Annotated in this window: 15 protein-coding genes; 6 read left to right on the plus strand and 9 right to left on the minus strand. The window is 55.0% G+C overall.

Translation table 11 applies throughout. The annotated features are described in order from the left end of the window. Positions 1-44 precede the first annotated feature (44 nt). Positions 45-1,451, plus strand: coding sequence for a serine/threonine protein kinase (locus C1N58_RS09330; protein WP_006118911.1), 1,407 nt, complete (start codon positions 45-47; stop codon positions 1,449-1,451). Positions 1,452-1,480: 29 nt separating this feature from the next. Here C1N58_RS09330 and C1N58_RS09335 read toward each other — a convergent pair whose 3' ends face one another. After that, entirely contained in the window at positions 1,481-2,155 is a 675-nt protein-coding gene (locus C1N58_RS09335) for a gamma-glutamylcyclotransferase (RefSeq protein WP_162835475.1), read from the minus strand. A gap of 427 nt (positions 2,156-2,582) precedes the next feature. Next, positions 2,583-2,813 (minus strand): putative cation transport regulator ChaB, encoded by a 231-nt coding sequence (chaB, locus tag C1N58_RS09340; RefSeq protein WP_006118909.1) that lies wholly within the window; start codon positions 2,811-2,813, stop codon positions 2,583-2,585. 365 nt (positions 2,814-3,178) lie between these two features. On the opposite strand from chaB, the gene chaA reads away from it, so the two are divergent. Further along, positions 3,179-4,270, plus strand: coding sequence for a sodium-potassium/proton antiporter ChaA (chaA, locus tag C1N58_RS09345; protein WP_394564821.1), 1,092 nt, complete (start codon positions 3,179-3,181; stop codon positions 4,268-4,270). A gap of 65 nt (positions 4,271-4,335) precedes the next feature. Here chaA and kdsA read toward each other — a convergent pair whose 3' ends face one another. The 6 genes from kdsA to hemA are packed head-to-tail and all read right to left on the minus strand — an operon-like array spanning position 4,336 to position 9,674. Next, on the minus strand, positions 4,336-5,190 hold the full coding sequence (gene kdsA, locus C1N58_RS09350; protein ID WP_054687807.1) for a 3-deoxy-8-phosphooctulonate synthase: 855 nt from the start codon (positions 5,188-5,190) through the stop codon (positions 4,336-4,338). Between the two features lie 25 nt (positions 5,191-5,215). Further along, entirely contained in the window at positions 5,216-6,025 is an 810-nt protein-coding gene (gene sirB1 / locus C1N58_RS09355) for an invasion regulator SirB1 (protein WP_033741062.1), read from the minus strand. Next, positions 6,022-6,420: a SirB2 family protein gene (locus C1N58_RS09360; RefSeq protein ID WP_039340706.1), complete on the minus strand. Its 399-nt coding sequence runs from the start codon at positions 6,418-6,420 to the stop codon at positions 6,022-6,024. The genes sirB1 and C1N58_RS09360 overlap by 4 nt, the downstream gene beginning before the upstream one ends. 30 nt (positions 6,421-6,450) lie before the next feature. Further along, complete coding sequence (prmC, locus tag C1N58_RS09365; protein WP_006118904.1) at positions 6,451-7,293, minus strand: peptide chain release factor N(5)-glutamine methyltransferase; 843 nt, start codon at positions 7,291-7,293, stop codon at positions 6,451-6,453. After that, positions 7,293-8,375, minus strand: coding sequence for a peptide chain release factor 1 (prfA, locus tag C1N58_RS09370; protein ID WP_006118903.1), 1,083 nt, complete (start codon positions 8,373-8,375; stop codon positions 7,293-7,295). Before prfA ends, prmC begins: the two co-directional genes overlap by 1 nt. A 42-nt stretch (positions 8,376-8,417) precedes the next feature. After that, on the minus strand, positions 8,418-9,674 hold the full coding sequence (gene hemA / locus C1N58_RS09375) for a glutamyl-tRNA reductase (RefSeq protein ID WP_033741057.1): 1,257 nt from the start codon (positions 9,672-9,674) through the stop codon (positions 8,418-8,420). A 216-nt stretch (positions 9,675-9,890) separates the two neighbouring features. Here hemA and lolB point away from each other — a divergent pair, with 216 nt between their 5' ends. From lolB to C1N58_RS09395, 4 genes are all read left to right on the plus strand, one after another. Continuing rightward, the gene (gene lolB, locus C1N58_RS09380; RefSeq protein ID WP_006118901.1) at positions 9,891-10,517 is read left to right on the plus strand and encodes a lipoprotein insertase outer membrane protein LolB; all 627 of its coding nucleotides are present in this window, start codon (positions 9,891-9,893) and stop codon (positions 10,515-10,517) included. Then, the gene (gene ispE / locus C1N58_RS09385; RefSeq protein WP_324019882.1) at positions 10,514-11,371 is read left to right on the plus strand and encodes a 4-(cytidine 5'-diphospho)-2-C-methyl-D-erythritol kinase; all 858 of its coding nucleotides are present in this window, start codon (positions 10,514-10,516) and stop codon (positions 11,369-11,371) included. The genes lolB and ispE overlap by 4 nt, the downstream gene beginning before the upstream one ends. A 136-nt stretch (positions 11,372-11,507) precedes the next feature. Beyond that, the gene (prs, locus tag C1N58_RS09390; RefSeq protein ID WP_006118899.1) at positions 11,508-12,455 is read left to right on the plus strand and encodes a ribose-phosphate diphosphokinase; all 948 of its coding nucleotides are present in this window, start codon (positions 11,508-11,510) and stop codon (positions 12,453-12,455) included. 220 nt (positions 12,456-12,675) lie between these two features. Next, positions 12,676-13,830: a GGDEF domain-containing protein gene (locus C1N58_RS09395; protein WP_394564822.1), complete on the plus strand. Its 1,155-nt coding sequence runs from the start codon at positions 12,676-12,678 to the stop codon at positions 13,828-13,830. Here the strand turns inward: C1N58_RS09395 and ychH are convergent. Then, positions 13,825-14,100 carry a stress-induced protein YchH gene (ychH, locus tag C1N58_RS09400; RefSeq protein ID WP_033741052.1) on the minus strand — a complete coding sequence of 92 codons (276 nt, stop codon included), beginning with the start codon at positions 14,098-14,100 and terminating at the stop codon, positions 13,825-13,827. The two genes, C1N58_RS09395 and ychH, sit on opposite strands and share 6 nt — an antisense overlap. Positions 14,101-14,289 lie beyond the last annotated feature (189 nt).

Below are 14,289 nucleotides of genomic sequence, written 5' to 3' on the forward strand. Positions count from 1 at the left end.
TTATCGCGTTGCCTGGCAAGCAGGCCCAGTTCAGAGAGTCCACTATGTCGGCTAATGACAATCAGAAAGCAGTACCGAATGCCTTGCCTGACGGATATCGCTTTAACGAGTTCGAAATCAAAGAAGTGATTGGCGGCGGCGGTTTCGGCATTGTCTATCGCGCATGGGACCATCAACTTGAACGCACCATTGCCATTAAAGAATACATGCCTGTTTCGCTGGCGGTCAGGACGGCGGATATGTCGCTGGAATTGCGCGGTGAACGTTTTCAGAAGCTGTTTAATGCCGGTCTGAACAGCTTTATTCAGGAAGCCCGACTGCTGGCACGCTTCAATCATCCGGGCCTGTTGCATGTCCTGCGCTTCTGGGAACAAAACGGCACCGCCTATATGGGCACACTTTACTACAACGGCATGACGTTGAAAGAGTGGCAGTTAACCAGCCATGAGTCTATCACCGAAGACTGGATTCGCCGCTTACTGCCGCCCTTGCTGGGGGCTATCAATACCATTCATCAGGCTGGCTATCTGCATCGTGATATTTCGCTGGATAATATTCAGATTCAGGAAAATCAACTGCCGGTGCTGCTCGACTTTGGCTCTGCCCGCAAAGAGATAGGCAATCTCTCTGATGAAACCGAAATCATGCTGAAACCGGGTTTTGCCCCCATTGAGCAGTACAGCGAAGAAGGCGAAGGTGAACAAGGCCCGTGGACAGATATCTATGCGCTGGGCGCGGTACTGCACACGCTGATTACCGGCTCCCCGCCGCCGGTCAGCGTGGTGCGCTGCATTGAAGACAACTATCAACCGCTGGTAGTGCGTAAGCCTTCAGGCTATTCGCTGCCGCTGCTGCATGCCATTGACTGTGCGCTATTGATGAAACCGCACGATCGTCCGCAGAGCATCGACGTGTTTGCTGCCCTCATTGCCTTACCGGTCAGCGATGTGGAGGCGGTCGTTAACAGTCTGCAACAGCGCAATGACGCGCAAAACCAACTGGACGCAGCCGCGGCCGACACGGTCCCACCGGTGGTCCTGGCGATGAATCACGGGGCGACGATGGCGGAACCGCTGACCGGACGCACAGTGCGTCGTCTGTCACCGGGGCTTCTGGCGCTGGCCGCCGTTGCCGTTATTGCCGTCGGCGCGGTGGTGTGGGTTGAAAACTCGCAAACCGCTTCGGTGCCACAGGTGGCGAAACGCAGTGCTGCACCAGCGACCGGCACGGTGCCCGCGGGCCTGGCGATGGTTTACCTGAAACTGGCCGGTGATGAACAGGTGGTCCTGAACGGTCAGCCCGTGGCCTTGCACGCCAGCAGCAACGGTTTTGCCGTGCTGAACCTGGCGGCAGGCCAGTACCGCATTGATGTGCATGCCGGGAATACGACGCGCAGTCAGTCCGTGGTGATTGACAGACCGGGCACCTGGCTGATTAACCCAACTCAGTGACCGGATGCTGCTGGCCTGGCGGGCGCGGATTACGCCTGTCTTGGCCAGTGCTGCTGCAGTTCACGCACCTGGTGCGCCAGGCGGATCAAATCGTCCTCCTGCATCCCGCGCTTAGTCAGTTCTTCTTCCAGCGAAAACAGGTACTGGGCGTTCGAGCCTAACGGTCCACTGGCCGCTGCGATCAGGGGCGCAACCGCCTGAGGACAGGTATCCGGTTCATAAAGCGGATGACGCGGATCCATAATAAAAACCAGCGCCGTCACGCGGCGTTGATCGTCCAGCACCAGCTCACACCAGGTCGGCAAATAGCAGCCGGTGATCATTTCACGCTTCCACAGTAATGCCAGTTCGTCGTGCAGCCGTGATTCCGGCAGGCGAAATGCCAGTCCCTGCGTGATGCCGCCCTCTTTCAGCGCCAGCATGCGCCCCGGATGGGAAGCCGTGCCGCGCCCGGCTGTGAGGCGCAAGCAAAAGGCACGGTGCCAGCCGTGCAGCGAGGCCGATGCCACTTCATCGGCTTCAAATACCGGGTTCCACATCAGAGAACCGTAGCCGAAGATCCATACCGGGCTGTGATCGGGCCGACATGCCAGGGTTGCCGCCAGCGACGCCGCGCGCTGTTCACAACTCCACAGTAATGTCTCCTCAATATCACCAAATGATGTTTTACAATCCGCTTTTAATAAAAATTCCCGGGTAAGCAATGCGACCTCCTCGACTTTCACCACGTCCTGTGTAAGACACTCCTCGGTTCTGTTGCGTGAACATTCACAAATTTACGCTGTATTCATTAAACTGACATTAATTATTAACAAAATCAGTTTCAAGTAAGAGTGGGAATATCCGCTAAAAAATAGCCTTTATTTAACTATTAAAAGCGGCAGCTATAACACCGCAAAAAGGTGTTTTACAGCGCGTAAAACGGTAAGGGCTGATGAGTTTCTTCACGGCATCCTGGCGTTCAGGATAACCCCTGCTCGCGCAACGTGAAGTAAACATGCGTAACGTGGGCGCGAAAAGAAGCCTGAAACGTGGGCGATCAGAGGGAAGAAATGCGCGTGAGAACGGACATGATGCTGGCGGGACGGGACATATAAACGGGCCTGCTGTTCAGGCCCACAACGCAACACACTATTTTTTGGGATGCCATTTATCGTCATCCCCTTTTTCATAGTCATGTTTCACCGCTGACCAGGCCACTTTGTGGGCCACTTCCTCGCGTGATTCATTGCCTCGCCGGTCATCGGGATCCTTATATTGTGACCAGGCATTGTTAAAGGCCTGTTGATAGATATCCTGGGCATGCGCTGGCAGGACGTGCTTAACGCTTTCTGGCAGGTCGCTTCGCTTAGCATAAGGCATCGTTTATCCTCCTCTAACATGATGGTTTATAAGTCTGGCGCAGATAAGCCAAAATGCAAACTGTGGTTTCTGCGCCTCTCCGCTTGTTATTTCTCTGTTCCGGCATTAACGATCACCTTATTGGGATGTATTTTGCAATAATGCGGAAGATTATCGCGAAAGAGAATTTGCTTTATGACTGATTTATCGGACAAAAGCGGGAATAAATTTTTATAAACCCCTTTTCAGGCTGAATGTGTGTGAAAGTAAAAAGCGGTAAATTTTCACCTGCTGTTCGATTGAAAAGTTACACTGCCTGACTTATATATTTCCCTGTCAGGGTGGGTAAATGAATTGCCCCTTTTATTCAGCAGCGAGGAGAGTGAATGCCTTTACATGAAAAAACACGTCACAAAGAGTTTTCACTGATACTTCCCCTTATTGCCCTGGGTGTACTCTATTTTTTTGGTGCACAAACCTCACTCCCGCTCGTCGTCGGCATTAATTTACTGGCGCTGGTTGCTATTCTCAGCAGCGCGTTCAGCGTGGTGCGTCATGCGGATGTGCTGGCTCACCGCCTGGGCGAACCCTATGGTTCCCTGATCCTCAGCCTGTCTGTCGTGATTCTGGAAGTCAGCCTGATTTCGGCACTGATGGCCACCGGCGATGCGGCACCTGCGCTGATGCGCGATACGCTCTACTCGATCATTATGATCGTGACCGGCGGGCTGGTGGGCTTTGCCTTACTGCTGGGCGGCAGAAAGTTTGCGACGCAATACGTGAATCTGGCCGGGGTAAAGCAATACCTGATCGCTATTTTTCCGTTAGCCATCCTGGTGCTGGTGTTTCCGAATGCCTTGCCGGGCGGAAATTTCACCGCTGCGCAAAGTTTACTGATTGCCGCTATTTCTGCCGCGATGTATGGCGTTTTCCTGTTGATTCAGACCAAAACGCACCAGAGCCTGTTTGTCTATGAGCACGAAGATGACAGTGATGATGGCGATCCTCACCACGGTAAACCTTCTGCGCACAGTAGCCTCTGGCACGCCATCTGGCTGATCGTGCATCTGATTGCGGTGATTGCCGTCACCAAGATGAATGCTAACCCACTGGAGCATCTGCTGACCGACCTCAACGCACCGAAGCAGTTCACCGGCTTCCTGGTGGCGTTACTGATCCTCTCACCGGAAGGTCTGGGTGCCATCCGGGCCGTCCTGGTGAACCAGGTACAGCGCGCGATGAACCTGTTCTTTGGCTCAGTGCTGGCCACGATTTCGCTGACCGTACCGGCGGTCTCTATTATTGCAACGCTGACAGGCCAGGAATTGATATTCGGCCTGGAACCGCCGCAGATGGTTATTATGATTGCCTCTCTGATCCTGTGTCAGATTAGCTTCTCAACCGGCAGAACGAATGTGCTGAATGGTGCCGCGCACCTGGCCTTATTTGTCGGCTATCTGATGACCATCATGCTGTAATCTCACAAAACTGAGACGAAAAAAAAGAGCGAGAATTCGCTCTTTTTTTTCGTCTGCACTGCGGCTTATTTGCTGGTGTCCAGTTCCGGGAAACTTTTCACCAGATCGTCAATCGCCTTCATCTGCACCAGGAACGGTTCCAGTTTATCCAGCGGTAACGCCGACGGACCGTCGCATTTGGCGTTGTCCGGCTCCGGATGGGCTTCAATAAACAGGCCCGCAATGCCCACCGCCATACCGGCACGCGCCAGTTCGGCCACCTGAGCACGGCGTCCGCCTGAGGCTGCACCGAACGGATCGCGGGTTTGCAGCGCGTGCGTCACGTCGAAAATCACCGGCGAATTATTCGTCACCTTCTTCATGACGTTGAAACCCAGCATATCCACTACCAGGTTGTCGTAGCCAAAGTTACTGCCGCGGTCGCAAAGAATAACCTTGTCGTTTCCGCCTTCGGCAAACTTGTCCACGATGTTGCCCATCTGGCCGGGGCTGACAAACTGGGGCTTCTTGACGTTAATCACCGCGCCCGTTTTCGCCATCGCCTCAACCAGGTCGGTCTGACGCGCCAGGAAGGCCGGCAGCTGAATCACGTCAACAACATCCGCCACAGGCTGAGCCTGCGCCGCTTCGTGCACATCGGTGATGATTTTCACGCCAAAGGCCTGCTTCAGCGCCTGGAAAATCTTCATGCCCTCTTCCAGGCCAGGGCCACGGTAAGAGTGGATGGAGGAGCGGTTGGCTTTGTCAAAAGACGCTTTGAAAACGTAAGGAATGCCGAGTTTGTCGGTCACGTTTACATAGTGCTCGCAGATGCGCATCGCGAGGTCGTAGGATTCCAGCACGTTCATGCCGCCAAAGAGAACAAATGGCAGATCGTTTGCGACCCTGATATCACCAATACTGACAACTTTCTGTGTCATGCCCTTTCCTTATCTGGGGTGACGCTTAATGCAGCGTCACGCGTTTTTGTTCGATTGCGTGAATCTGGACTTTAATCATTTCGCTGACCGGATCCTCAGGACACTGTTCAACGAAGTAGGTTAAGTCCGTTAACGCGATATGATCGCACTCAAGCTGTGCATAGATTAATCCCCGATCGCGAATTTCATAGGGATCGTCCGGGTCAATGCGCAACAACACCTGGCTGACGTTCAGGGCCAGCTCCATCTGCTTCTCTTCCATCAGCGCCGCTTTCAGCGTATCCAGCATTTTGCGCATTACGCTGACGGTTTTGGCTTCGTCGAGATCGTCATCATACAGACGCGCCAGCGGGCTGATATTGCCTTTCAGCCATACTTCGAGCGTGTGCGTATCCAGGGTTTCCCCGTTGAACGGATTAATCAGCCACTTGTCGCCATCCAGCCAGTCGGCGCGCAGAATCAACTGCGTCGGGAAAATCACCGGCATCAGGGGCAGTTCCAGTTCCGCCGCAATATGCAGCAGAATCACGCCCAGTGACACGGCGGTTCCCTGACGGGTTTTCAGCACTTTATCCAGCCAGAGTGCATCAGACAGATTATACACGCCGCTGGCACCGCCAAATTTCCACTGCTTGTAAAACAGCTCCAGCAGCTTTTCGAGCTTTAAATCCGCATCCTGTTGGTCGCTGACGTAATCCCGGGCTTCAGCCACTAACGCCGCTAACTGTTGTTCGACCGACAGGGTCGGAAAATCGGTGCGAATGGCTTTGGTTGCACCCATCACCGCCTCACAGAGCGGTGTTTCACTGTAATCAAGTTGTTCGGTGGAGCTCATACTATCCCCAATAACGGCATTTTACTCAGTGCCAGCTTAATGATCGTCACCAGCGCGATTAAGGCGACCACAAAGGCCATCCAGCGGGTGCGATCAGAACGAGGGCGGCGGCTCAGCGCCACGGACCCAAGGGCAATATAGATAATAACGCCTAACAGCTTCTCCGTCAGCCAGCTTCCCTGAGGTGAAAACGGATAGAAGTGGGTCAGCATTACCAGCGCTGCGCCGCTCAGCAGCAGCAACGTGTCGTTGACATGTGGAAGGATGCGGACCCAGCGGCGTTGCAGTATGGCTGCGCCAACGCGCTGCCAGTAGAAGCGCAGCAGAAACAGCGAAACCGTGATCGCCACGGTCAGCAGATGCAGATTTTTTAGCAGTGGGTAATAAGTAAACATCATTCATCCCTGTGATTTTACGTTGCGGCACTATACCGGTATCGGCGCGGTCTGCCCAAATGTGACCCGGGGATTGCCACCGTAATCCTTCACCGTGTCCACCGCCTGATAGTGGTGCTGGCACATCAGTTGACGCACCGCCTCATCCTGCTGCCAGCCATGTTCCAGTAGCAGCCAGCCACCCGGCTGTAACCAGGCGGGTGACTGTGCGATCAGCCACCGGAGATCGGCCATGCCCGCCTCATCTGCCACCAGTGCGCTGCGCGGTTCAAAACGCACATCGCCCTCCTCCAGATGGTGATCGCTGGCATCAATGTAAGGCGGATTACTCACGATAAGATCAAATCGGGTCGGGGTGAGCTGTGCAAACCAGTGGCTGTGCACAAACGTCGCGTTAGCTATCGCCAGATGCGCAGCGTTATCCTGCGCCAGCGCAACGGCAGCAGGGACACGATCAACGCCGATCACGGTGCAATCGGGCCGTTCGCTGGCAATCGCCAGGGCAATGGCGCCGGTGCCCGTGCCGAGATCCAGCACGCGCGCAGGTGCGGCAGGCAATCGGGCCAGCGCCTGTTCAACCAGGATCTCGGTATCCGGCCGCGGGATAAGTGTGGCGTCGCTAACCCTCAGCGGGAGCGACCAGAATTCGCGCTCGCCAACTAAATGGGCAATCGGTTCTCCCCGTGCGCGCCGTGCCAGCAACGCCGTCAACTGTTGTAACTGCGCGTCACTGAGCAGGGTTTCATCAAAAGCCACCAGCCAGCTGCGGGGTTTGCCTGTGACATAACCCAGCAGGATTTCCGCATCACGCTTCGGGCTGTCGCCCCCACACAGCGTGGCAACCGCCTGTTTGAGCCAGTGGCGAATATCCATTAATCCTGACCGGCCAGCGCCGCCAGTTGGTCAGCCTGGTATTCCTGAACGATGGGTTCGATCAGGCTGTCCAGTTTACCTTCCATGGTTTCATCCAGACGATAAAGCGTCAGGTTGATGCGATGGTCGGTCACACGGCCCTGCGGGAAGTTATAGGTGCGGATACGATCGGAACGGTCACCGCTGCCCAGCAGGTTACGGCGGGTGCTGGCTTCAGCTTCGTGACGTTTTGCCATTTCGGCCGCATGGATACGCGCGCCCAACACCGATAAGGCTTTTGCCTTGTTCTTGTGCTGAGAGCGTTCATCCTGACATTCCACCACAATACCGGTCGGCAAGTGGGTAATACGGATCGCGGAGTCGGTGGTGTTAACGTGCTGCCCACCGGCACCGGAGGAGCGGAAAGTATCGATTTTTAAATCTGACGGGTTGATCTCGGGCAGCTCCGCTTCCGGCAGTTCAGGCATCACCGCCACCGTACAGGCAGAGGTATGAATACGGCCCTGGGATTCCGTCTCGGGTACGCGTTGTACGCGATGGCCGCCGGATTCAAATTTCAGTCGGCCATAGGCACCGTCACCCATAATACGGGCAATCACCTCTTTATAGCCACCGTGCTCACCGTCGTTAGCGCTGACGATTTCCACCCGCCAGCGACGTGACTCGGCGTAACGGCTGTACATACGGAACAGGTCACCCGCAAAAATGGCCGCTTCGTCGCCGCCGGTACCGGCACGGACTTCGACAAAACAGTCGCGCTCATCGTCCGGATCTTTCGGCAGCAGTAACAGCTGCAACTGTTGCTCCAGCGCGTCGGTTTTCTCACGTGCCGCCTGCAGCTCTTCCTGCGCCATATCGCGCATTTCAGGATCGTCGAGTAACATTTTAGCCGTCTCGATATCATCCTGGTTCTGCTGCCAGTCGCGGAAGCAGCGCGTGACATCGGTCAACTGAGCATATTCACGCGACAAAGCACGAAAGCGTTCCTGATCGGCAATGACGCCTGCATCGCCCAGCATCGCTTCCACTTCTTCGTGGCGCTCCTGCAGCGCTTCCAGTTTCGCAACAATAGAGGTTTTCATTTAACTGTGGGATTCCCGTAACAGAAGACGACAGCAGTGTGCCTAATCGAGACCCAGGCTGTCGCGTAAAATCTGCAGGCGTTCGCTGTCGCCGTCGCGCGCGGCCTGCTGAAGAGATTTGGTTGGTGCATGAATCAAACGGTTGGTCAGCTTGTGGGCCAGTTCCTGCATCACTTTTTGCGGATCGGCACCCTGCTGCAGCGCCTGCAGCGCACGGCCTTCCAGTTCAGCGCGGATATCATCCGCCTGAGCACGGTATTCACGAATAGAGTTGACCGCGCCCTGGGAACGCAGCCAGGCCATGAAATCGCTGCATTCCTGCACCACGATACTTTCGGCCTGCACCGCAGCGGCTTTGCGCTGGGCAAGGTTCTGCTCAATGATGGCCTGCAGGTCGTCAACGCTGTAGAGATAGGCATTCGCTAACTTGCCCACTTCCGGCTCTACGTCGCGCGGCACCGCAATATCCACCAGCAGCATTGGCTGGTTACGGCGCGCTTTGAGCGCCCGTTCCATCATGCCTTTACCAATGATGGGCAAGGGACTGGAGGTGGACGTAATGACGATGTCGGCATCGGCCAGGCGCGCGTCGATGTCCGCAAGGCCAATCACTTCCGCGCCCACTTCTTTCGCCAGCGCGTCCGCGCGTTCGCGGGTACGGTTGGCAATAATCAGTTTTTTGACCTGATGTTCGCTCAGATGACGCGCCACCAGCTCGATGGTTTCCCCCGCGCCAACCAGTAACACGTTGACGGTGGAGAGGGACTCAAAGATCTGCCGCGCCAGCGTACAGGCGGCAAAGGCAACGGAAACGGCGTTCGCGCCGATCTCCGTTTCCGTACGCACGCGCTTGGCAACCGAGAAGGTTTTCTGGAACATACGTTCCAGTTCACTGCTCAGTGCATGACCGCGCTGCGAATCGGCAAAGGCTTTTTTTACCTGACCTAGAATCTGCGGCTCGCCCAGCACCAGCGAATCCAGCCCGCTGGCGACGCGCATAAGATGACTGACCGCCTCATTGTCCTGATGCCAGTAGAGGCTGTTACGTACATCCTCTTCATCAAGCTGGTGATAGTCACACAGCCAGCGCACCAGACGTTCCTGCAGATCGACCTGTTGCTCTACACTCAAGTAGAGTTCGGTTCGGTTACAGGTGGAGAGCACGACGCCACTCTGCACCATGGGCTGGGATAACAGGCTGTCTAAGGCCTGTTCCAGCGACTCCGGCCCGAACGCAACGCGTTCGCGCAGAGCAATGGGTGCAGTTTTGTGATTGATTCCGAGAGCGAGCAGCGTCATGGCGATTTAGGTTGGGTTGTCCCAATAATGTCAGGGTTTTGTGAAGCGCATTCTACAAGATGCAGCAGATCAAGAAAAGCCATACAAAGGCTATGACTGTAATAAGATTAAGCCGATCATAGCGATTTTGCCGTATAACAGCATTGACGGTTAAAATGCGGATGGTTAGCGTTACCTGTTACCAATGAAAAATGAGTCCGAGGAGATGACCACTTGATGCTTACTTCCCCACGCAATCTGTTGCGCCTTTTACCCCTGGCCGGTGCTGTTCTGCTGGCTGCCTGTAGCATCAATAAACCACAAGGTCCCGGCCCGAGCGCCACTGCGCCCCAATGGCAACATCATCAGCAAGCGGTCAGTAAAGTGACGCAGTACCAGACGCGCGGCGCGTTCGCCTATCTGTCGGACAAACAAAAAGTCTATGCCCGCTTCAACTGGCAGCAGACCGCACCTGACCGTTATCGTCTGCTGTTAACCAACCCGTTAGGCAGCACAGAACTGCAGCTGGATGCGCAGGGTTCTGTGGTGCAGATCGTGGATAGCCAGGGCAAACGCTATGTCAGCAACGATGCGCAGAAGATGATCTCGCAGCTGACCGGCATGGATATTCCGCTGACCAACCTGCGCCAGTGGATGATGGGCCTGCCGGGCGATGCGACCGACTACCAGCTTAACGATCAGTATCAGTTGCGCAGCCTGAACTATCAGCATGATGGCCAGACCTGGCAGGTGACCATCGCCGGCTACGACAGCAACGTCACCCCTGCGCTGCCGGCCAGCCTGGAGCTGAAAGAAGGCGATCAGCGCATCAAGTTACGTATGGATAGCTGGACGCTGAAATGATCACCACCTGGCCTGCTCCGGCAAAACTGAACCTTTTTTTGTACATCACCGGGCGCCGGGCGGACGGTTACCATAACCTGCAAACCCTGTTTCAGTTTCTGGATTATGGCGACAGTCTGGAGATTGTTCCCGATCAGAGCGATGCCATTACCCTTCTCACGCCCGTGTCCGGCGTGCCGGATGCTGAAAACCTGATCGTGCGTGCCGCCGACATGCTTAAGGCGGCTGCCCGCGAGAAGGGAACGCTGCCGGCGCAGGCGGGTGCGCGGATCGCCATTGAAAAGCGTTTGCCAATGGGCGGTGGACTGGGTGGCGGTTCTTCTGACGCCGCTACGGTTCTGGTGGCGCTTAATCATCTCTGGAAAACCGGTTTTTCGCCGACGGAACTGGCACAGATGGGCGTGAAACTGGGTGCGGATGTCCCGGTGTTCGTTAAAGGGCACGCCGCCTTCGCCGAAGGGGTCGGCGAGGTGCTTTCTCCCGCATCGCCTGCCGAAAAATGGTATCTTGTTGCCCATCCCGGCGTCAGCGTGGCCACGCCGGTGGTCTTTAACGATCCGGCACTCCCCCGTGACACGCCCGTGCGCACTTTATCAGCACTTTTACAGGCCCCCTTTCTTAACGATTGCGAATCAGTAGTAAGAAAACGTTTTCGTGAGGTTGATGAGCTTGTTTCATGGCTGCTAGAATACGCGCCGTCGCGCCTGACAGGGACAGGTGCTTGTGTGTTTGCTGAATTTGACACCGAGTACGCTGCTCGCCAGGTGCTGGAACTTGCCCCGTCATGGGTGCGCGGTTTTGTAGCCCGAGGCGTTAACGTCTCGCCGTTACAGCGCACTCTGCAAGGCGATTAGCGATAGCGTGACTGTGTCACCCTGTTCCAGATACAGCACGTTTCGCACTCACATACCCGTGTGAACGATCACGACAGTATTCGCCGGTTACTGTCATGACGTTCATTCTCTGGACGCAAAGCCTGAGGTTCTTCTCGTGCCTGATATGAAGCTTTTTGCTGGTAACGCCACCCCGGAACTAGCACAACGTATTGCCAACCGCCTTTACACCAGCCTGGGCGACGCCGCTGTCGGTCGTTTCAGTGATGGCGAAGTAAGCGTACAAATTAATGAAAATGTACGCGGTGGTGATATTTTCATCATCCAGTCCACCTGTGCTCCCACCAATGATAATTTGATGGAACTGGTCGTGATGGTCGACGCGCTGCGTCGTGCTTCAGCTGGTCGTATTACCGCTGTTATCCCCTACTTTGGTTATGCCCGTCAGGACCGCCGCGTGCGTTCTGCGCGTGTGCCTATTACCGCCAAAGTCGTGGCTGACTTTCTTTCCAGCGTCGGCGTTGACCGTGTTTTAACGGTTGACCTGCACGCTGAGCAGATCCAGGGCTTCTTCGACGTCCCGGTTGATAACGTCTTCGGCAGTCCCATTCTGCTGGAGGATATGTTACAGATTGGCCTGGAAAACCCGATTGTTGTTTCGCCTGACATTGGCGGCGTGGTTCGTGCCCGTGCTATTGCGAAACTGCTGAACGACACCGATATGGCCATCATCGACAAACGTCGCCCGCGTGCGAACGTTTCTCAGGTTATGCATATCATTGGTGACGTTGCGGGCCGTGACTGTGTGCTGGTCGATGACATGATCGACACCGGCGGCACACTGTGCAAAGCCGCGGAAGCGCTGAAAGAGCGCGGTGCCAAGCGCGTGTTCGCGTACGCGACGCACCCTATCTTCTCCGGTAACGCGGTGGAAAACTTACGTAAATCTGTCATCGATCAGGTTATCGTGTGTGACACCATTCCGTTATCCGAAGAGATGAAGTCGCTGCCAAACGTCCGTACCCTGACGCTGTCAGGCATGCTGGCCGAAGCCATTCGCCGCATCAGTAACGAAGAGTCCATTTCGGCAATGTTCGAACACTAATCTTCGCAGGCCGGACACGCTGTCCGGCCTTTTCTTTTGTCTGTGCCGTTCCCCTTCCGACAAAGCTGCTTGATTCACAGAAATTTTCGTTATGAGTCACCGCCGTTATTGTCACGCTTACTACGAAAAACTCTTTCGCTGAAATTATCTTATCTGCTCTTTTGCCATTCTGCGTTGAGTGGTACTTTGCCCGCACTTTTTATTGCGATCGTTTTCCACTATGAACCTCGACGTCTATACGTTATTTATTTGCGAACTCTACGTACTGGGGTTTATGAGTCTGATCCTGGCATTTGCCTGGGTCGGTTCGCATTACGATCGCACGCTGGGCTATGTTTGCGTGGCCATTTTACTGACGCTGGTCGCCTTTATTCTCAGTAGCCTGCGCAGCCAGGGCTATCAGTTTTTACCGGTGGCCATGAGCAACGTGTTGCTTATGCTGGCTTACGGGGGATTGTTCAGCGCGTTTCGCACCTTTTGCGGTAAGCAGCCGGGGATGAGTGGTCTGGTCGGGGCGCTGATCTGGTCACTGCTCTGCCTGATTCCGGGATTTTATTACAGCTTATCGCTGCGCGTACTGGTGCTCTGCCTGCTCTGCATCGGGTATACCGGATCGCTTATCTATTTTCTCTGGCTGGCGCGGCGCAATATGGATGCAACATTCTGGCCTGCCCAGCTCCTGCTCTGGATTCACCTGATATTCCATGCGGCCCGCATATTCCTGGATAATTCCCGTCCGGTTGGCGTTCAGGGCGCGATCAGCGGATCCAATTTTTCCGTCTATGTGATCATGGAATCCATGTTGTTTGTGATTGGGTTTACCGTGACGATTCTGGCGATGGTCAATGAGCGGACGCGCAATGCGTTAAAAACGGCCTCGCTGCACGATCCCCTGACCAATATCTGGAATCGTCGTGCGCTGTTTACCGGGGCCGAGGTGATGATTAAAGCCTGCCAGAAGCAGAATAAAGCGCTGACGGTGGTGTTATTCGATCTCGACCATTTTAAAGGGATTAATGATCGCTATGGGCATCATCAGGGCGACCAGATTCTGATTGATTTCACTAACCGCGTGTCCAAAATGCTGCCTGAAGGGGCGCGCTTTGCGCGACTGGGCGGCGAAGAATTTGCCGCCCTTCTGCCGATGATGTCAGCACAGGCTAACGTCTGGTGCGAGCAGGTGCGCCAGGCGATCCACCTTTCCCGGCCGGGTCAGGTTCCCTATTCCGTCAGCATTGGCTTCTCCACCGCCGACAATCGCCACATTGATTTTGGCGAACTGATGGCGCTGGCTGACAAAGCGCTCTATCGGGCAAAAGCCAAAGGCAGGAACCGAACCGAGCCCTGTCTGACATTGCCGGGAACATCATTATGACGAGTGATGGCTGCGGCGACAGCGTTTATCGCCATAATGCCGCTCCCAGTAATAGCGATCTTCGACTTTCTCACGACCGCTAATGCAGGCACCGGCCAGCCATAACAGTGCGCCAAAGAAAATCCCAAACATCGCGCCCTGCGCCAGTATCTGCGGCAGATTTAAAGAGGGAAGTTGGTTGATAATCGAAAAACCAACGCCGAGTACCATGGTCACTAAGCCCAGTGCCATTAAGGCATTTCCTGCCATACGTGAGTGATGACGTTTCATCTTTCACCTCCTGAAGGTGCGGTCCGATGAGCGCACACAATGTTAACCTGTCAGTAGTTTAGGCAATGACAGCAGGCTAATTTGTGCACTTCGTCACACTCAGAACAGGATAAGTGTGACCAAAGCATAATTACAGCTTATTGATTTAGATGAAAAACAATTAATCACCGACACTAATAATTCGTGGCT

Source organism: Pantoea sp. SGAir0180 (assembly GCF_043546245.1).